This window comes from Mesorhizobium sp. M0139 (assembly GCF_040322455.1).
Classification (GTDB): Bacteria; Pseudomonadota; Alphaproteobacteria; order Rhizobiales; family Rhizobiaceae; genus Mesorhizobium.
Genome location: NZ_JAMYTN010000012.1, coordinates 52,663 through 70,845, shown reverse-complemented (window position 1 = coordinate 70,845; position 18,183 = coordinate 52,663). Strand labels below are relative to the sequence as shown.

Annotated in this window: 16 protein-coding genes; 11 read left to right on the top strand and 5 right to left on the bottom strand. The window is 62.6% G+C overall.

Annotated features, from left to right (window positions below; genetic code table 11):
- The first annotated feature begins 90 nt into the window (after positions 1–90).
- Both NKJ58_RS21160 and NKJ58_RS21155 read left to right on the top strand, forming a co-directional pair.
- Complete coding sequence (locus NKJ58_RS21160; RefSeq protein ID WP_023726319.1) at positions 91–1,806, top strand: type I secretion system permease/ATPase; 1,716 nt, start codon at positions 91–93, stop codon at positions 1,804–1,806.
- Between the two features lie 3 nt (positions 1,807–1,809).
- A complete protein-coding gene (locus NKJ58_RS21155; RefSeq protein ID WP_352444507.1) occupies positions 1,810–3,336 on the top strand; it encodes an HlyD family type I secretion periplasmic adaptor subunit in 1,527 nt (508 codons plus the stop codon).
- A 199-nt stretch (positions 3,337–3,535) separates the two neighbouring features.
- Here NKJ58_RS21155 and NKJ58_RS21150 read toward each other — a convergent pair whose 3' ends face one another.
- On the bottom strand, positions 3,536–4,183 hold the full coding sequence (locus tag NKJ58_RS21150) for a ThuA domain-containing protein (RefSeq protein WP_352511498.1): 648 nt from the start codon (positions 4,181–4,183) through the stop codon (positions 3,536–3,538).
- 257 nt (positions 4,184–4,440) lie between these two features.
- On the opposite strand from NKJ58_RS21150, the gene NKJ58_RS21145 reads away from it, so the two are divergent.
- Complete coding sequence (locus tag NKJ58_RS21145) at positions 4,441–5,085, top strand: YjbE family putative metal transport protein (protein ID WP_352519175.1); 645 nt, start codon at positions 4,441–4,443, stop codon at positions 5,083–5,085.
- Between the two features lie 13 nt (positions 5,086–5,098).
- Here NKJ58_RS21145 and NKJ58_RS21140 read toward each other — a convergent pair whose 3' ends face one another.
- A complete protein-coding gene (locus tag NKJ58_RS21140; protein ID WP_023724280.1) occupies positions 5,099–6,484 on the bottom strand; it encodes an FAD-binding oxidoreductase in 1,386 nt (461 codons plus the stop codon).
- Positions 6,485–6,710: 226 nt separating this feature from the next.
- Here NKJ58_RS21140 and NKJ58_RS21135 point away from each other — a divergent pair, with 226 nt between their 5' ends.
- The gene (locus NKJ58_RS21135) at positions 6,711–7,775 is read left to right on the top strand and encodes a LacI family DNA-binding transcriptional regulator (protein WP_031200553.1); all 1,065 of its coding nucleotides are present in this window, start codon (positions 6,711–6,713) and stop codon (positions 7,773–7,775) included.
- Here the strand turns inward: NKJ58_RS21135 and NKJ58_RS21130 are convergent.
- The 3 genes from NKJ58_RS21130 to NKJ58_RS21120 form a co-directional block, all read right to left on the bottom strand.
- On the bottom strand, positions 7,763–8,743 hold the full coding sequence (locus NKJ58_RS21130) for an alpha/beta hydrolase (RefSeq protein ID WP_023830367.1): 981 nt from the start codon (positions 8,741–8,743) through the stop codon (positions 7,763–7,765). The genes NKJ58_RS21135 and NKJ58_RS21130 overlap by 13 nt on opposite strands.
- Before the next feature lie 14 nt (positions 8,744–8,757).
- Positions 8,758–9,906 (bottom strand): Gfo/Idh/MocA family protein, encoded by a 1,149-nt coding sequence (locus tag NKJ58_RS21125; RefSeq protein WP_023732214.1) that lies wholly within the window; start codon positions 9,904–9,906, stop codon positions 8,758–8,760.
- 255 nt (positions 9,907–10,161) lie between these two features.
- Entirely contained in the window at positions 10,162–10,923 is a 762-nt protein-coding gene (locus NKJ58_RS21120; protein ID WP_023682641.1) for a DeoR/GlpR family DNA-binding transcription regulator, read from the bottom strand.
- Between the two features lie 162 nt (positions 10,924–11,085).
- Here NKJ58_RS21120 and NKJ58_RS21115 point away from each other — a divergent pair, with 162 nt between their 5' ends.
- From NKJ58_RS21115 to NKJ58_RS21085, 7 genes are all read left to right on the top strand, one after another.
- Positions 11,086–11,886, top strand: a complete 801-nt coding sequence (locus tag NKJ58_RS21115) for a beta/alpha barrel domain-containing protein (protein ID WP_023692211.1) — start codon at positions 11,086–11,088, stop codon at positions 11,884–11,886.
- Between the two features lie 3 nt (positions 11,887–11,889).
- Positions 11,890–12,840 (top strand): PfkB family carbohydrate kinase, encoded by a 951-nt coding sequence (locus tag NKJ58_RS21110; RefSeq protein ID WP_023732215.1) that lies wholly within the window; start codon positions 11,890–11,892, stop codon positions 12,838–12,840.
- A gap of 89 nt (positions 12,841–12,929) precedes the next feature.
- Positions 12,930–14,075: an ABC transporter ATP-binding protein gene (locus NKJ58_RS21105; protein WP_023686996.1), complete on the top strand. Its 1,146-nt coding sequence runs from the start codon at positions 12,930–12,932 to the stop codon at positions 14,073–14,075.
- A gap of 115 nt (positions 14,076–14,190) precedes the next feature.
- A complete protein-coding gene (locus NKJ58_RS21100) occupies positions 14,191–15,438 on the top strand; it encodes an ABC transporter substrate-binding protein (protein ID WP_023729221.1) in 1,248 nt (415 codons plus the stop codon).
- 139 nt (positions 15,439–15,577) lie between these two features.
- Positions 15,578–16,474 carry a carbohydrate ABC transporter permease gene (locus NKJ58_RS21095; RefSeq protein WP_023726309.1) on the top strand — a complete coding sequence of 299 codons (897 nt, stop codon included), beginning with the start codon at positions 15,578–15,580 and terminating at the stop codon, positions 16,472–16,474.
- Between the two features lie 4 nt (positions 16,475–16,478).
- Positions 16,479–17,321: a carbohydrate ABC transporter permease gene (locus NKJ58_RS21090; RefSeq protein WP_352853759.1), complete on the top strand. Its 843-nt coding sequence runs from the start codon at positions 16,479–16,481 to the stop codon at positions 17,319–17,321.
- Between the two features lie 39 nt (positions 17,322–17,360).
- Complete coding sequence (locus NKJ58_RS21085) at positions 17,361–18,182, top strand: sugar phosphate isomerase/epimerase family protein (protein WP_352519173.1); 822 nt, start codon at positions 17,361–17,363, stop codon at positions 18,180–18,182.
- The last annotated feature ends 1 nt before the right edge of the window (position 18,183 follow it).

Below are 18,183 nucleotides of genomic sequence, written 5' to 3'. Positions count from 1 at the left end.
GCGCCTTTCCTGGCGCCCGGCCGGCACAATCCAAAGCATCACAATGGGGGGCGAGCCGTGCCGCAGCCAAGACCGCAGTTCGAAGAGGTAATGCATCTGGCCCGGCGCCAGGCGCCCGCCCTGCTCATCTTCAGCCTGCTTGCAAACGTCCTGATGCTCGCCAGCACCGTCTACATGCTGCAGATCTACGACAGGGTGCTGTCGAGCGGGTCGATCGACACGCTGGTGTGGCTCACCCTGGCGGTGATCGGCGCGATCGCCGTCTATGGCCTTTTGGAACAAGCCCGCCGCATGATCCTCGGCCATATCAGCCAATGGCTCGACGACCAGTTGAACGTCCCGGTGATCGAACGAGCCATGGAGGCTCGCCTCGCGGGTAGCAACGTCGAGGCCGGCCTGAAGGACGTAGCGGACCTGCGCGGTTTCGTCGGTGGCGACAGCATGCTGACCTTTCTCGACGCGCCGTGGACGCCCGTCTTCCTGGCTTTCATGTGGCTTCTGCACCCAGCACTGGGCGTGCTCGGACTCATCGGGGCGATCCTTTTGTTCTGCGGCGCGCTCGCCAATGATTTCTTTACCCGCCGCAGGAGCCAGGAAACGTCGGCAGAGCTGCGTCGCAACCAGGTCGCGGCCGGCCAATACATCGATGGCGCTGAGACGTTGCGCTCGCTCGGCATGTCGGGCTCGGCGCTGCAGCGCTGGGAAGAAAAGCAGCAGTCGTTGATGACCATCCAGGCGCAACTTCTCGGTCGCACGACCAGCATCGGGAGCCTGTCGCGCTCGCTGCGCATGGCCCTGCAAGTGGCCGTGCTGGGACTTGGCGCCTACTTTGTCTTGCGCGGCGAACTGACGGCCGGATCGATGATCGCGGCATCGGTACTGCTGAGCCGCGCGCTTGCGCCGATAGAACGCTCGATCGGAGCCTGGCGCAGCCTGGTTACCGCTCGCACCGCGCGTCGCAACCTCATGCGCCTGTTCGCGGACACCAATTCTAGGCAGGGCGGTGAAGTGACCTTACCCCGCCCGCAAGGCCGGCTAAGGCTCGAGAACGCACACTACCATGCGCCGGGTACACAGCAGGCCCTGATGAACAAAGTATCCTTCAACGTCGAGGCCGGCGAGACCTGCGGCGTGATTGGTCCGTCGGGTTCCGGCAAGACCACACTTTGCCGCCTCATGGTGGGAACGTTGCGGCCTTCGCTCGGTCATGTAAGGCTGGACGGCGCAGAGCTCGCGAGTTGGCCTTCGGACCAGCTTGGAATGCACATCGGCTACCTGCCGCAGCAGGTCGAGCTGTTTCCGGGAACGATCGCCGACAACATTGCGCGCTTGCGCGATGTCGATAGTGCCGCAGTGATCGCCGCGGCGCAGGCCGCAGGTATCCACGAGACGATATTGCGGATGCCAAATGGCTATCAAACGGAGGTGGGGCCGCATGGGGCGCGAATCTCGCGTGGCCAACGTCAGCGCATCGCTCTCGCCCGGGCGCTATTCGGCAATCCCGCGCTCGTCGTGCTCGACGAACCGAACACTGGCCTCGACGGCGATGGTGAAATGGCTCTGTTCAATGTTCTTCACCATTTGAAGGAACGGGGCTGCACCGTCATTCTCGTCAGCCACCAGACGAATCTGCTGCGTACGGCGGATCATGTCGTTTTCATGCACGACGGCACCGTTAAGATGTTCGGCACGCGCGACGAGGTGCTGGGCGCGCTGGGCGGTCACCGCAAACCGACTGCCGTGCCGTCGTCCGGGCAAGACAAGACCAGCGTCGTCGTTCCGGCAAAATTGAAGGCGGCGGAGTGAGCCATGAGCGACCGATTTAGCGACCTGTCGAAGATGATGGACATGCTGATGGCCAGCCTGCGTGACGTGCTGGACAGGTTAGTTGTCGCTGCTGGAGATCTAGCTGCGGCGGCTTCGAACCGTTTCGACAGCCTGGACGTGCCGGCGCGCGCCGCGCTGGCTGCAACTGCCACCGCGCTGTTCGTGCTCGTGCTTGTCGGGCTTGTCCGGCGGCGTTCGTCTGCATATCGCGATAGCAAGCGCGACCTGAATCGCCGGACGCGTCCAGCGCGTATACTCGGCTATTTCTCCGCGCTGTTCTTTGTCGGCGGCATCGCCCTCTGGTCAGACGTGGCCCTCCTGGCCAGCGCCATCGTGGCCCCCGGCATCGTCAGCCCGGACGGCTACCGGAAGACCGTTCAGCATCTGGAGGGCGGCATCATCGGGATGATCCACGTGCGGGATGGCGACAAGGTCACAGCGGGCCAGGTTCTGATAAGCATGAAGACGACCGATGCACAGGGCCGCTACGACGAGCTGCATGAGCGCTACATTCGCTTGCTGGCCGTCGAAGCGCGCTTGGGTGCGGAGCTTGCCGGAGAAGATCAGATCATTTTTCCCAAGGAACTGACATCGGCTGACAACCAGGCCGGGCAGAAAGTGGCCGCTGAAGAGCAGGAACTGCTTCGCAGCCGCCTTGCCACTCGCGAGGGGCGCGAGCAGATCCTCAACAAGCGGATACGGCAGATAGAGGAGCAAATCACCGGGTCCAGGGAAGTGATCGCAGCCGAGGAGGAGCAACTGGGGCTGATCGACCGCGAGATCGCTTCGGCACAGGAAATGTACAAAAAGGGATTGGAGCGCCTGCCGCGGATCCTTGCGCTGCAGCGTGCCCAGGCCGACATCCGAGCGAGCCAGGCGTCGAACCGGTCGCAGGTCGCGCGCAACGAACAGCAGATCGGCGAGACCGAGCTGCAGCTTCTCAATTTGCGGCAACAGGATGGTGAGAAAGCGAACGAGGATCTTGGCAAGGTGCGCGGCGATCTGGCCGAATTGCGGAGCCTGTTACCCTCGCGTCAGGATGTGCTGGCCAGGACTGACATTGTCGCGCCGATCGCGGGAACAGTGATGAACGTGCGTGTCACAACTGAATCTGGCGTGATTTCCAGCGGCCAGCCCCTCCTCGATATCGTTCCGAATGAGTCCAACCTGGTCATCGATTCACGGATCAAGCCGCGGGACATCGACATGGTGCATCCGGACATGCCGGCACGCGTTGTGCTGTCAGCCTATCCAACACGGCATCTTCCGCAAATCCACGGGTTGCTCACCTCGGTATCGGCCGACCGGCTGACGGACGAGAGGACCGGAGAACCCTATTTTCTCGCCAAGATCAAAGTCAATATGGCTGACCTCGCAAACCTCCATGACGTAAAATTGTCGCCCGGCATGCCTGCCGAAGTGATGATCCTGACTGGCGAGCACACACTGCTCGACTATATGCTGGCGCCGGTTCGCGACTCGCTCAATCGAGGATTCAGAGAGAATTAGAGTCTTCTACTTTCCCGTATCCCGACGCCATCCAGTCCTCCGAAAAGCCGCCCGTCGAACGATACGGCTCGAGTGTCATGGCATTGGCGATTCCTTCGCCAGCGCGCCCCCAGCAGTGTCGGGAGCGCCGCTTCGCGGAACTGGACGATCGCTATAAGCAATCCGTCCCACTGCGCTCAGCTTGACGCCAAGCCCGGGATCAGGCCGATCGGCTGGCCCACAGCACCCCACGCTCGAAGATGGTGCGCATTTGCGGCACGGAAAACTCATCCGCGGTGTGGCCGAGCGCGCTGAAGAAGACGCGGCCCTTGCCGTAGCGGCGCTTCCAGACCACGGGCATGACGACGCCGTCGATGAAGTCGAGATGCTCACCGCTGAACGTCGTCGTCGCCAGCACCTCGTTGCTCGGGTCGACATGCATGTAATACTGCTCGGAATGGTAGGCGAAACCCTCGATACCCCTGACGATCGGATCGTCGCTGATGATGTCGACACGGTAGTCGATGATGTCGCCGGGGTGCGCGACCCATTGGCCGCCGGTCATGAACTGATAGGCCGGCTCGTTGCGAAAACTGTCGCCCATTGTGCCGTGGAAGCCGGCAAGGCCGGTTCCGCCGCTGACGGCGGCGGTGAGGTTTTGCAGCTCCGGTTTCTCGATCGTCGACATGGTGATCACCGGCACGATCAGATCGATGACCGGGAGCTGCGGATCGGCGAGCGCCGATGTGCCCTCTTCTATCCGCACTTCGAAGCCATGCCCCGTCAATATATCGCTGACGACAGCGGCGCTGCGGGCCGGCGTGTGACCCTCCCATCCGCCCCAGCAAATCAGTGCCGTCTTGCTCATGCTCGTCTCTCCTTTGGTCGGCAATATTGATAGGCAAGCGGAACGCTTTTGTCTTCCTTCCATGATGGGCATTCTGGGACGGGCATTTCTGGTCGGAAATCACGACCCGGCGATGAATTCCGTGGATGAGGACCGATTGGCCGCGCTGGCGTCTTGTTTCAATACCGGGCTGCACTCAAATCAGCTGTCTTCGCGTTTGCGCAGACATCGGTCCGATGCGCCCGCAACCAGCCGGAGCCTTCCGGGGAGACCGCTTTATGAGTTTCGACCAGACGACTGTCGCCGCCTATCTGGAAGTCATCACCATCAACCTTGTGCTGTCTGGCGACAATGTCGTGGTGATCGGCATGGCGGCCGCAGGCCTCGCCAAGGCGTTGCGGCAGAAGGCGATCATCGCCGGCATTGCCGCGGCGGCGGTGATCCGCATCGTCTTTGCCGTGATCGCGGTGCAGCTGCTGGAAATTCCTGGGATCATGCTGGTCGGCGGCATGCTTTTGTTCTGGGTGTGCTGGAACATGTTCCAGGAGTTGCGCTCGGCCGGCGACGGCGAGGACGTCGACAATGAAGCCGCAGCACTTGCGACGGCGCGGCCGGCCAAGGCGCTGCGCACCGCGATCCTGCAGATCGTCGTCGCCGATGTCTCGATGTCGCTGGACAATGTGCTGGCAGTGGCGGGCGCCGCCGCCCACGACATGAATGCGCTGGTGTTCGGTCTCATCCTGTCGGTGGTTCTGATGGCGGTCGCCTCGACGCTGGTGGCGGCGCTGCTTGCCAGGTATCGCTGGATCGGCTGGCTCGGTCTGGCAATCATCGTCTATGTCGCGGGAAATATGACTCTGAACGGCGTCGAGCAGATGAGAACGGTCGACTTCCACGCGCTGCTCTCGCCAGTTGCAAGCTAGATCCTCCTGGCGATCAAATGATATCGAAAATCCGCCCTGGGTTGAGAATGTTGTGCGGATCGAACGCCACCTTCAGCCGGCGCATGGCTGATAGTTCGGCGTCGCTGCGCACGAGGTTCAGCCATTTCTTCTTGTCGAGGCCGATGCCGTGCTCGGCCGAGACGGCGCCACCGCATGCCGCCACGCCGCGATAGATGATCTCATAGGCGGCCGCCGGTTCCGTGGTGTCGACCTGATAGTGCAGATTGCCGTCGCCGAGATGGCCGAAGACGTAGATCTCGGCGCGGCTGTCGACGGCGTGGATCGCGGCTTCGGCGTTGCGCAGGAAACCCGCCATGGTCGCCAACGGGATGCTGATGTCGACGCCGATCATGCCCTCGATCGCAAACAGGAAGCGGTTGGCCTCTTCGCGCACATCCCATAGCGCACGGAATTCGCGCGGCGACTGCGAGACGACCACGTCGTCGACGATGCCGTCCTCGACCGCCTGCATCAGCACCGAAGCGAAACGCTCGCCGTCCAGCTCGGCCTGGTTGCCCTGGATCTCGGCCAAAACATAAACCGGCGCGCCGGCAGGCAGCGGCGCCGGCGCCGCCATGCCGGCAATCATGGCGCCGTAGAGCGGCGAGAAGTTTACCTCATAGGCCGAAAGCAAGGGCCCGAGCCGCTGCTTGAGCAACCCCAGCAACGCAATCGCCGCCTCCAGCGAGCCAAGGGCGCAAAAGGCGGCAACCTCGGTGGCGGGCTTGGGATGCAGCCGCAGGCAGGCGCGAGTAACCACGCCCAGCGTGCCTTCGCTGCCAATGAAAAGCTGGTTGAGATCGTATCCCGAATTGTCCTTGGCCAGGCCACGCAACGAAGTCAGGATCGAGCCGTCGGCAAGCACGGCCTCCAGCCCCAGCACCTGGGCGCGGTACATGCCGTAGCGCAGCACGCGAATGCCGCCAGCATTGGTGGCGATGTTGCCGCCGACCGTCGCCGTGCCGCGCGCGCCGATATCGACGCCGAACATCAGGCCGGACGCATCGGCCGCTTCCTGCACCATTTGCAGCGGCGCGCCGGCTTCCGCGATGATGGTTGCCGCGGCGCGGTCGGGCGCTTCGACCGCGGTCATGCGCTCCAGCGACAGCACCGCTTCGCCCGGCTGCACGCGCGCGCCGCCGGCCAGCCCGGTGCGGCCGCCATGGACGACCAGCTTCTGGCCGATACCACTGCATAGGCGCAGGATTTCGGCGACGTCGGCGGCGTTGCGCGGACGCAAGACCAGTTCGGGCTGGCCGCCGCCCTTGCCGGAGAGGTCGTCGCTGTAGCGCGGATCGATAGCATCGCCGATCACAACCGCGGCGGCATCGAGCCGACGATAAAGCTGGGAAAGAAGCCGATCGATCTGTTGTGTCATGGTGCCTGGACTGTTTCAGCGCTCTTTGTGACCGAGACTTTGATGCGCGACAATTTTCGCGTCAATTGAACAAATTTACGCACGGTATAATCTGTCATTGCGCGTTGAACCCACTGACGTTTCCTGTAAATTTCGTCTGCCGTTGCGTGGCGGACGCGCCGGCTGCAGGACCGTGGGCAGCGTCAAGGGATGACCGAGGTTCTGGCGCGTGCCAGACGAGGATTGAATGCCAATGACGCACAAGACGATGGAGGATTTCGCCCGCTCCTGCGGCGTCTCCAGGCCGACGCTGTCGAAATATTTCGACGATCCGACCAGCGTCAAGCCGGCAACGCGCAAGCGCATCGAAGAGGCGTTGCGGTCGTCCGACTACCAGCCCAATCTGTTTGCCCGCAACCTCAACCGCAAGCGCACCCGCGCCATCGGCATTGTCGTACCGACGGTCACCGATCCCTTCTATTCCGAAATGGTCAGCCGCATCGAGCTCAGGCTGCGCGACGAGGGCTACTGGCCGATCGTCATCTCCTCGCATGGCTCAACCGAGCTCGAAATGGAGGCGACACGTACCATCCTGTCGCTGAAAGTTTCGGGCGCGCTGATCGCGCCGCTCGGCTTGCGTTCGGACCGGCGCACGCTGGAGAAGCTGACCCAGACAATGCCGGTCGTCTATTTCGACACCTATCTTGAAGGCGGCACGCCCTTTGTCGGCAACAACAATGCCCAGAGCGTCTCGACCATCGTCGACTATCTCTGCCGCTCCGGCGACGCCCCGATCTATTTCGACATCCCGCATGTCAATCACAATTCGCCGGAGCGCCTGAACAGTTACGTCGCCGCGATGCGTCAGCTTGGCCAGGAGCCGGTGGTTATCGGCGACACCCGAGACTACACATGGGATTTCGAGCGCATCGGCTACGAGCAGATGGAACAGATGCTCGGGGCCAGCGGCCTGCCGGGCAAGACCAGAGGTCTGCCCGGCAAGACCGGGGGTCTGCCCGGCAAGACCATACTGTGTGCGAATGACCGCCTGGCCTTCGGCGTGATGGCGGCAGCCTTCGCGAAAGGGCTGAAGATCGGCCGCAAGGCCGATTGCGACCTGCGTATCGCCGCCCATGACGACCATCCGCTGAGCCGCTACACCTGCCCCGCACTGACCACCATCGCGCAGGATTTTGCCGCCATGGCGGGGCGCAGCGTCGAGACACTGCTCGCTTTGCTCAACGAGGATAGGGCAAACGTCGCGCCGAAGGTCAGCCTCGACGCCGCCCTGGTGATGCGTCAGTCCGCTTGAGCCTTTCCAAAGGCAGGATCGAAGCTTCGCCACGCGGCAATGGCGGCGGCAACCGCCTGTCTCGCTGCCGGGCCGTGACGGCCCATCGAGACGAAGCCGTGGATCTGACCGGGCCAGTGTTCCAGCACGACCGGCACGCCGGCCTGCTGCAGACGCCTGGCATAGGCCTCGCCTTCGTCGGCGAGGATGTCGTGACCGGCGATGGCGATGAAGGTGGGCGGCGCACCGGCGAGGCTTTCCGCCTTCAGCGGTGAGGTACGCCAGTCGCCGATGTCGGCGGCATTGCGGATATAATGGTCGCGGAACCAGGCCATGGTCGAGGCGGTCAGGCCAAAGCCTATGGCGAAGCGGCGATAGCTGTCCGTCGTCTGCCCGGCATCGGTGTTGGGATAAAACAGCAGCTGCGCTGCCGGCGGATTTTTGTCCCCCCGCGTGAGCAGGCCGAGCACCGTAGCGAGATTGCCGCCGGCGCTGTCGCCGGCAACCGCAATGCGGGCAGCCTCGATGCCGAGCTCGTCCGCGGCGCTTTGCATGTAAGCAAGTGCCGCTCGGCAATCCTCTATTGCCGCCGGGAACTTGTGTTCCGGCGCCAGCCGGTAGTCGACGGAAACGACGACAGCGACTGCCTCGTTGGCGAACCAGCGGCAGATCTCGTCATGCGAGTCGAGATTGCCGATCACCCAGCCGCCGCCATGGAGATAGAGCAGCGCCGGAGCGCCTGCCGAAGGCGCGCCCTGCCCGCGATAGATCCTGAGCCTCAGCGGACCGCCGGGTCCTGCAATGATGCGCTCGCTGATCGACGCGACCAGCTCGCGCTCGCCTTGCAGGGTCGGGAAGCCTTCATTGTAGGCACGGCGCGCCTGCTCAGGCGTTCCCGTTTCGAACGGCGGCGCGCCGGCCTGGCTGCCGAGCTCGAGCACATGCCGGGCCTCCGGATCGAGTGTCGACGGGGACGGTGGCGATGTCACGGACGAATCTCCCGTCAGGCAAGCAGGGTTGCGGCTTCGTCTTCGCCAAGCAGCGGCGGCTGGTCGACCGTGCCGTTGACGGCAACCGAGCCACGGCTTTCGCCCGAAGCCAGGATCGCCTCCATGATCTCAAGCACATGCAGCGCCAGCTCACCGGAGGCGCGCGGCTTTCTGCCCGCGGCCAGCGCGCGCGCCAGATCGGCGACGCCGAGCATGCGGTAATTGGCGCGGTCGGGCGCGGAATAGGGCCAGTTGCGGTCGCCATAGAGTTCGCTCTCGCTGGCGAAATCGGCCCAGTCGGCGCCACGCTCCGACAGCGAAACGGTGCCGCCGAACGTGTCGGGGTCGGGCAGCCTGAGCGAGCCTTCGGTGCCGTGCAGTTCGATCGGATGGTTGGAGTGTTTGAACACGTCCCAGGAGGCGCCGAAGGTGACGGTGGCGCCGGAACGGAATTCGAGCAGCGACACTATGTTGGTCGGCGTGCCGACCTTGAATGTCGTGTTCTTGAACGGCCCGTCGGCCGTGATCAGCCTCTCCTCCTGGCCGTGCGTCGCCATCGCCATGACGCGCTCGACCGGTCCGAGCAGGTTGACCAGCATGGTCAGGTAGTAGGGACCCATGTCGAACACCGGACCGCCGCCGGGCTGATAATAGAATTGCGGATTGGGATGCCAGTGCTCCATGCCCCGTCCCATCATGAAGGCGGTGCCGGTCACCGGCTTGCCGATCGCGCCGTCATCCATCAGCCGGCGCGCGCGGCGGCCGGCTGCACCCAGGAATGTGTCCGGCGCCGAGCCGATCAGCAGGCCGCGCTTCGCGGCCTCGGCGACAAGGCGGCGGCCGTCGGCGGCGGAGGTTGCCAGCGGCTTTTCGGTGAAGACATGCTTGCCCGCCGAGAGCGCTGACAACGAAATGTCGAAATGCGCCGCCGGGATGGTCAGGTTCAGCACGAGGTCGATGTCGGGGTCGGCGAGCAGCGTGTCGACGCCAATCGCTCGGATGCCGTACTCGCTGGCGCGCAGCTCGGCCATGTCAGCGGAAATGTCGGCGCAGGCGCGTAGCTCGACACCACCGAAGAGCGCTGCATTGCGCAGATAGGTCATCGAGATGTTGCCGCAGCCGATGACACCGATGCCGAGCTTTGTCTCTGACTTTCCGTGCATTTCCAGCTTTCCTCCGAAGCCAAGGGCATGCTGCACGAACCGTTGCAGTTCCCACGCCCCCCCGCAATCCGCTATACAGGATTTTAAATGTTGACGCGCGTAAAATTTTTATAGAGCTTATGAGAATTCTGGCGCGCATTGGGAGGCCGCCAGCGCGAGGAGGAGAACATGACCGGCATGAAAAAAGGCCGACGGCCGCTGCGAAGCCCGTGGGTCATGCGCGTCTTCCGTCGCGCATCAGAGACCGGGACGGCTTCAGGCATAGATCACCTTGGCCCCGACCCTATCAAGCTCACCGCGTATTGGACCGGGCAGGCCATCGTCGGTGATCACCACATCGACGGCCGACAGCGAAAATGCCTTGGACGTCCCGCTGACGCCCCATTTGCTCGAATCGGCGAGCAAGACAACGCGCCGGGCCATGCGAACGAGGTTCCGCTTCGTTCGCGCCATGTCTTCGTTCACGTCGACCACATCCAGTGACGAGTCTATCGCATGCGCTCCAACAAATACCTGATGCGCTACCAGGCCGCCGAGAGCCGTATCGGCATCGGTGATCAGCGTGCTCACCGTGTCGGGATAGACCCGGCCGCCGATCATATGAACGTCGAGCCCGGGACGATGCATAAGATGCTGCACGATATTCATGGCCGTGGCCGCGACCACGACATTGCTGAGCGGCGGTAACTGCATGGCAAGCTGCATCAATGTCGAGCCGCCGTCGAAGATGACCGACTGGTTGTCCTCGAACAGGTCCAGCGCCGCCCGGGCGATGCGCTTCTTTGCGTCGAGGTTCGTTTGCATCCGCCGCGCGAACGCGGCCGTCGTCGAATCGGTGGTCCGGGTCACCGCCCCTCCACGGGTCTTGGTCAGCAGTCCCTTGCGGTCCAGTATTTCGAGGTCGGAGCGCACCGTGACCTCCGACACGCCAAACCCGTCCGACAGGTCCTTGATGCGAACCTGTCCGCTGCGTTGCACCTCGCCCAGGATCGATTGGCGTCTCTGCTCCGACAACATTGCCCTGCCCTTGCCTGCCTGCGCCGAGCAATCGCGCCGGCCTCGGCTCACCTTACCGGAAATATGCAGATTCGAAAGCTTTCGAAAGATTGTTTTTCTTTTTTCTTTCGGAAACACTGGATCGAGCATTTTTAAACCAACCGATCAGGGAATTTTGGACTCATGAGCCTAGGAACCAAGGTGCGCCTCGCGCGCCTCTTCTCGCATCCATCGGGGAACCTTTTTGGCGGCGCGGTCGACCACTTCGTCGGCTATGGCGACGTGCGCAAAGGCGGCCTTGCCGACCTGCCGGGTGCGCTCGCACGCGTCATGGCGGGGAAACCCGACTATGTCAGCATCCAGCCTGGCACTGCGCGCCATCTGTGGCCGCAATATGCGGGCAAAGCTTCCCTGGTAATTCAGGCGGGCTGTTTCACCGCGGACGATCGCATCAGCGAACTGATCGCAACGCCCGAGGATGCGGTGCGCGCGGGCGCCGATGCGTTGGCCGTGGCCATTCCGGTGCGCGGCGCGACGGAGGGCAAATACATACGCTGGCTGACCGATTCGGTGAATGCGGCGGCCCGCTACGGCATGCCTGTGGTGGCGCATATCTACCCTCGCGATTTCACCGACGGAGCAAAGATCGTCTTCACCCCCGACGAGATCGCCTATGCGGCGCGCATCGGTTACGAGTCCGGCGTCGACGTGATCAAGATCGGCTACACCGGCGATTTCGAGTCGTTCCGGGAGACCGTCCGGACCTGCCCGGTGCCGGTTGTCATCGCGGGCGGTCCAAAGACCGATACGCTGCTCGGCGCGCTTCAGCAGACGGCGGACGCCATCCGTGCCGGCGCGCGCGGCGCCGTGGTCGGCCGCAATCTCTGGGGGCACGGCGATCCGGAGAAGGCAGCGCTTGCCTTTCGCGGCGTCATCCATGACGGCCTTTCGGCGCAAGACGCCCTGGCGAAGGCGGGTGCCTGAACGATGCCCACCATCCCCTCGATCCTCGGCTTCGGCGCTATTGCGATCGACGACATCGTCTACGTCGATCAGCCATTGTCGGCGGGCAAGGGTAAGGTTCTGCAAAGTACCCGCGCCTTCGGGGGAAATGTCGCGACGGCGCTGGCCGCCGTCGCGCGGCTCGGCGGAACCGCCGGGTTCGTCGGATGGCTGGCCAGTGCCTCGGACAACGCGGTGCAGCTCGATCTCGTGGCGAGCGGTATTGAAACCGCATTCGCGCCGCGCCATCCCGACGCGCGCCCGGTGCACTCGCGGATCACCGTCGGCTCGGACGGGGAAAGGTTCATCGCGTATGACGACGACGCGATGCTGGGCACCGCTCCGGACTTTCCGGACGATATCCTCAGCCGCGCAACCGTCCTGATCGTAGATAGCTATGCGACCGGGTCGCTGGATGTCGTGGCTCGGGCTCGCGATCTCGGCCTTGCGATCCTCGGCGATATCGAATGGAGCAGCGGCCCCGCCACGGAGCGGCTGATCGCGCTCTGCGACCATCTCATTGTTCCACTTAGCTTTGCACGGACTGCCACGGGGCGCCGATCGCCTGCCGAGATGCTCGATGCCTTGTGGTTGCCATCGCGATCCGCCGTGGTTCTGACCGATGGAGGCAGGGGTGTGTACTATCGCGGCCGTGAAGAGACAGGTCTCTGGCACCTGCCCCCGCACCGGGTTGCGGTCGTCGACTCCACAGGCGCGGGTGACTGCTTTCATGGCGCCTATGCCCATGCGTTGACGCGCGGAGCCGACACCGCGGGCCGGGTGGCATTCGCGGCCGCGGCGGCGGCCGTTTCGATAACGGGGCGTGGCGGGCGCGAGGCGCTTCCGACCGAGGACCAGGTCACGCAACTCCTGGCATCGGCGAACGCGCCGTCAGCAGTCGACCTGAAAAATGCGCATGTGGATGCTGGAGCATGACCTGAAACGATCCGACGAAACATTTCGCAGGCGAACACAAGCCCAGGAGAATCATAAAAATCAGGGCTTATACTTGTGGAGGGAGGAATATGGCAGAAGTCATTCTTGAGAAGATCTGCAAAACCTACGGGAACAGTTTTCGCGCAATCGACCAGTTGAACCTGTCGGTCAAGGACGGCGAGTTCTTGATCCTCGTCGGGCCTTCCGGCTGCGGCAAATCCACGGCGTTGCGAATGATCGCGGGGTTGGAAGACATCACCAGCGGCAGCCTTCGGATCGGCGGGGTCGACGTCGTCGACATGCCGCCCAAGGACCGCGACATCGCGATGGTGTTCCAGAGCTACGCGCTCTACCCGCATATGACGGTATCCGAAAACATCGCCTTTTCGATGCGGCTGGCAGGCAAGCCGAAGGCCGAGCGCAAGAAGCGCGTGGACGAGATCGCCAAAACTCTTCAGCTGACGTCTTTGCTGGACAGCAAACCCGCGAACCTGTCAGGCGGGCAGCGTCAACGGGTTGCCATGGGCCGCGCCATGGTGCGCGAGCCGGCCGCCTTTCTCATGGACGAGCCGCTTTCCAATCTGGATGCGAAACTGCGTGTGCAAATGCGCGCCGAAATCACCAGCCTGCAAAAGCAGCTCGGCGTCACGACCATTTACGTGACCCACGATCAGATCGAAGCGATGACGATGGGCGACAGGGTCGCGGTGCTGAAAGGCGGTGTGCTGCAGCAGGTCGACACACCCAAGAGGCTCTATGAATCGCCGGTTAACGCCTTCGTTGCCGGCTTCATCGGCTCTCCTTCGATGAACCTTTTCGAGGCGACCCTGAAGGGCGGCGAGCTCGCTTTTCGCGACTTCGCCGTCCGGCTGCAGGATGCAGCCTTCGTGCGCAGGCCGGCCTTGAGGTCGTATGCGGGGCGCAAGGTCGTGTTCGGGATCAGACCGGAGGATCTTTATGACAGCAGCCTTGAATCCGGTCGCAAGTATCAGACGATACCGGCCAGGGTGACCTCGATCGAGGAACTCGGCTCCGAACAGATCGTCCACATGAACATCGACGCGGTCCGGGTGGACTCCGGCGATCCGGATGCGGTGGACGATTTCGGCCTGGCATCGAACGCGGTGGCGAGGTTCGAGCCGATCAGCGCCGTCCGCTCCGGCTCGGAAATCCGGTTGGCCGTGGATGATGCCAAGTTCCATTTCTTCGATCCCGAAACGCATCTGGCGATCTGAAGATCTGCGGAAGACCGCGGGCGGGAGCGAGGTGCCTGCGGAAGATACAAGAAGGCTTCTGAATGAACAGACGACCGTCCGCATTGTGCGGCCGATCTTGAAGAAGGAGGAGAAAATGATGTTTCGGATACGACCCGCGATGCTGAAAATAGCCGCGGCCGCATGGTTGCTTGGTGCAACCGGCGCCATGGCGGACACGACGCTGGAATTCACCCAATGGTGGGAGCCCGAATTGCCGGCGGGATCGCTCAGGGCAATCATGAACGACTTCGAGGCTGCAAACCCCGGCATCAAGGTGACGCTGGTCAGCGGTCCCTATGCGACCACGCGAGACCAGATCTCGGTCGGCGCCGCAACCGGAACGCTCAGCGACGTCGTCGGTCTCGACGGCGCCTGGGTGAACAATCTGAACGCGCAGGGTGCGCTGGCCGACATGAACCCGATGATGGATGCGAGCGGGTTCGACAAGACCCAGGTCGCGGATATCATCAAGGTGGACGGCAAGGCGGTGATGTTTCCCGTGGCTTCGTTCGTCTATCCGGTCTTCGTCAATCTGGACCTCGCCGCCCAGGCAGGCGTGACCAAGCTGCCGTCGACCCGCGCGGAGTTTCTCGAAGCCGCCAAGAAGATGACCCATGCCGACAAGAACCAGTATGGCTGGGTGCTGCCGCTGTCGCTGCAAACGCCGTCCGGTGTCCAGAACGACCTGATGTCGTGGGTCTGGGCCTCGGGTCAATCGATGATGGTTGAAGGCAAGCCGGCTCTCGAGGGCAAGCCGGTCGTCGATATGCTCACCTTCGTCAAATCGCTGAACGACGCCGGCGTCATCTCGCCCGGCATTGCCACCAAGACCGAGCAGGAAAAGGTCGAGGAATTCGTCAACGATCGGGTCGGAATGATGATCGACTCGCTCGCGCATGTGAATCTCATCCGCAAACGCAATCCCAAGCTGAACTTCGACCTCATCCCGGTCCCAGTCGTGGCGGACTACAACGGCAAGCGCGGCCTTCCCTATGCCTCCTGGGGCATCGGCATCTCTGCCGCCTCGAAACATCAGGATGAAGCCTGGAAGCTCGTCCAATATCTGATGAGTGAAAAGGTGAATGCCAAGCTTGTGTCGCTTGCAAACGCCTTCCCGGGGAACGTCAACGCCAAGCCCGATTTCGTGACCTCGGACAAGGCTTTCGCCAAGGCTTTCGAAATCTTCAAGACCGGCTATCTCGCCAACGAGTTCACGGGCCTGCCGGTGGCTGAAGACCTGATGACCCAGTTCGACGTGGAGGCTCAGAAGATGCTTGCCGGCGAGCAGTCTCCGGAACAAGCCGCAACCAACGCTCAAAAGGGCTGGATGGCGAAATTCTGAGCGGCCCATTGCCCGTTTGCTATCTTCCACCGGGTGGCCCGGCCTCGGCCAGGCCCCCCGTCAACAACGGATCGCAATTTGAGATGGACCTGTTTTTGAAGCGCACCTTCCTCCTGAAGGCACATCCCAGGGGTCGCACATGACCGGGCAGAAGCGCTCCCACCATCGACTGAAACGAGCGGTCGCACCCTATCTCTATCTGTCACCATCGCTCCTCATAATCGGCCTTCTGATGCTGCTGCCGATGGTGACGGTGATTGGCTATTCGTTCCAGAACAGCGCGGTGCTGCGTCGCGACCCGTCCTTTGCCGGACTGAAACACTACCAGGCGATCTTTGCCGATCCGGTGTTCTGGGCCTCGCTGTGGCACACGCTCTACTTCACCTGCATGAGTGTCGTCTTCCATATGACCATCGGCATGCTCTTCGCACTCATGCTGAACAGCGACCGCATCAATCCGACGCTGCGCAACATTCTGCGCGTGCTGTACATACTGCCCTGGCTGTTCACCGCGGTAATTATCGCGGTGATCTGGCGCCTTCTGCTTGAGCCGAATGGTGTCGTGAACAGTGTTCTCATGCAGATGGGCATCATCGGTTCCAAGGTCGAGTGGTTTTCCTCGCCCGCGACCGCGCTGCACGCCGTCACCTTCGCCAATATCTGGGCGGGCTACCCGCTTTTCATGGTCAGCCTGCTCGCAGGCTTGCAGGGCATTCCCGAGGATTTCTACGAGGCCGCCGATATCGACGGCGCGAAGGCCTACCAGAAGTTGATCTTCATCACCATTCCGCAGCTGATGCCGATCATCATCAGCATCTCGCTGCTCGACTTCATCTGGACCATGCAGGTCTTTCCATTGATCTGGATAACGACGGGTGGCGGTCCGATCTACTCGACCGAGGTCCTCAGCACCTACACGTACAAGCTGGCGTTTTCGAGCTACAACCTGTCGCAGGCCTCGGCGAGCGCCGTGGTCATCCTGCTGATCTCTCTCGGCCTGACGCTGTTCTACATCCGCTATCAAAAGGCTCGGTAGTCACATGAGGAAAATGCACACGCCGAAAGACAGGCTGATCACCGCCGCGCTCCATGTCGCGCTTGCCGCAGGGCTCTTTTTCGCGGCCTTCCCGATCTACTGGATGCTGAGCAGCTCGTTCAAGTCGAACACCGAAATCTTTGCCCTGCCACCAACCGTCCTGCCGAAGGCCTTCACGCTGGAAGCGTATGCGGCCATCCTGGGCGACCCGGTAAAGCTGCGCTTCTTCTTCAACAGCTACTTCGTGGCCGGAGCGGTGACCGTGCTGACGGTGCTGATCGCCTTGCTGGCGGCCTATGGGTTCAGCCGTTTCAATTTCCGCGGCAAGGGCAGCCTCAACACTCTCATCATCAGCACGCAGACGATCCCGCCGATCACGCTTTTGATCCCCTTCTTCGGGCTTGTCGTCTCGTATGGCATCTTCGACACCTATGTCGCGCTGATCCTGACCTATCTGGTGTTTACGCTGCCCTATGCGATCCTGCTGATGACGGGATATCTGAACACCTTGCCCCGCGACCTCGATGAAGCGGTGGCTGTCGACGGCGGCACCAGTTGGACCGCACTGTGGAGGGTGATCGCCCCGATTTCACTGCCTGGTATCGTGGCGACGTCGGTCTACACCTTCCTGTTGTGCTGGAACGAATTTCTCTTTGCGCTGACACTGACGAAGTCGACGTCCATGCGCACCGTCCCGATCGGCATCCAGTTGTTGATGGGGCAACACGCATTCGAATGGAACCAGATGATGGCGATGAGCGTGCTCGGCTCGCTGCCGCTCCTGGTCATCTACCTGGTTGCCCAGAGGTTCTTCCTCGCCGGCATGACCGCCGGGTCGGTCAAGTAGGATGTCCCTCCAACGGAGGTGGAATCAAGGAATGAAAGGATGACCGTGAAAGACCTGGAAGTCGGTTGCCAGACCTTTACCTGGGAAATGCTCGGCGACCGTTTTGCCGGCGGCCCGGACGATCTGCTCAAGGCGATCGCCGATGGCGGCTATGCCGGCATCGAGATCACCGACACGATGATCGGCCGCTATGCCGCCAAGCCAGCGGAGTTCGCCGCCGCGCTGAAGTCATCCGGGCTGACGCTCGTCTCCTTCGCCTTCGGCTCCAAGAGCGGTTTCACGCTCAGGGATGAGATCGGCGCCGACCTGGAGACCGCCAAACGCTGGATCGACTTCGCCGCCGCCTTTCCCGGCGCGCTGGTGTCGATGGGCTCGGCCACGATCATTTCCGACGGGCCGCGCGACGACAAGTTTGCCATCGCCGCCGAGGTCTACAACAAAGCCGGCGAGCTCGGGCGCGAGGCCGGCGTCCAGGTCGCGGTGCATCCAAGCTCGCATCACAACACGCTGCTGTTCGACCGCGCCGACTACGACCGCATCTTCGGGCTGCTCGACGCCTCGCTGGTGGGCTGGGTGCCCGACACCGGCCACATCTTGCGCGGTGGCCAGGACATGGCGGATACGCTCACCACTTATCGCGACCGCATCCGCTATGTGCATCTGAAGGATGTCGACGCGAATGGAACCTGGGCGATGCTCGGCAAGGGCGTCTGTGACACGGCGAAGGTGATCGAGATCGCTGGTGCTGCACCCAATTTCAACGGCTGGCTGGTGCTGGAGGAAGAGTCCGAAACGGCCGCCGCCGACCCTGCCGGCGCCGTCAAAACCAACCGCCAGACAATGCGCGGCTACGGAGCCTGAG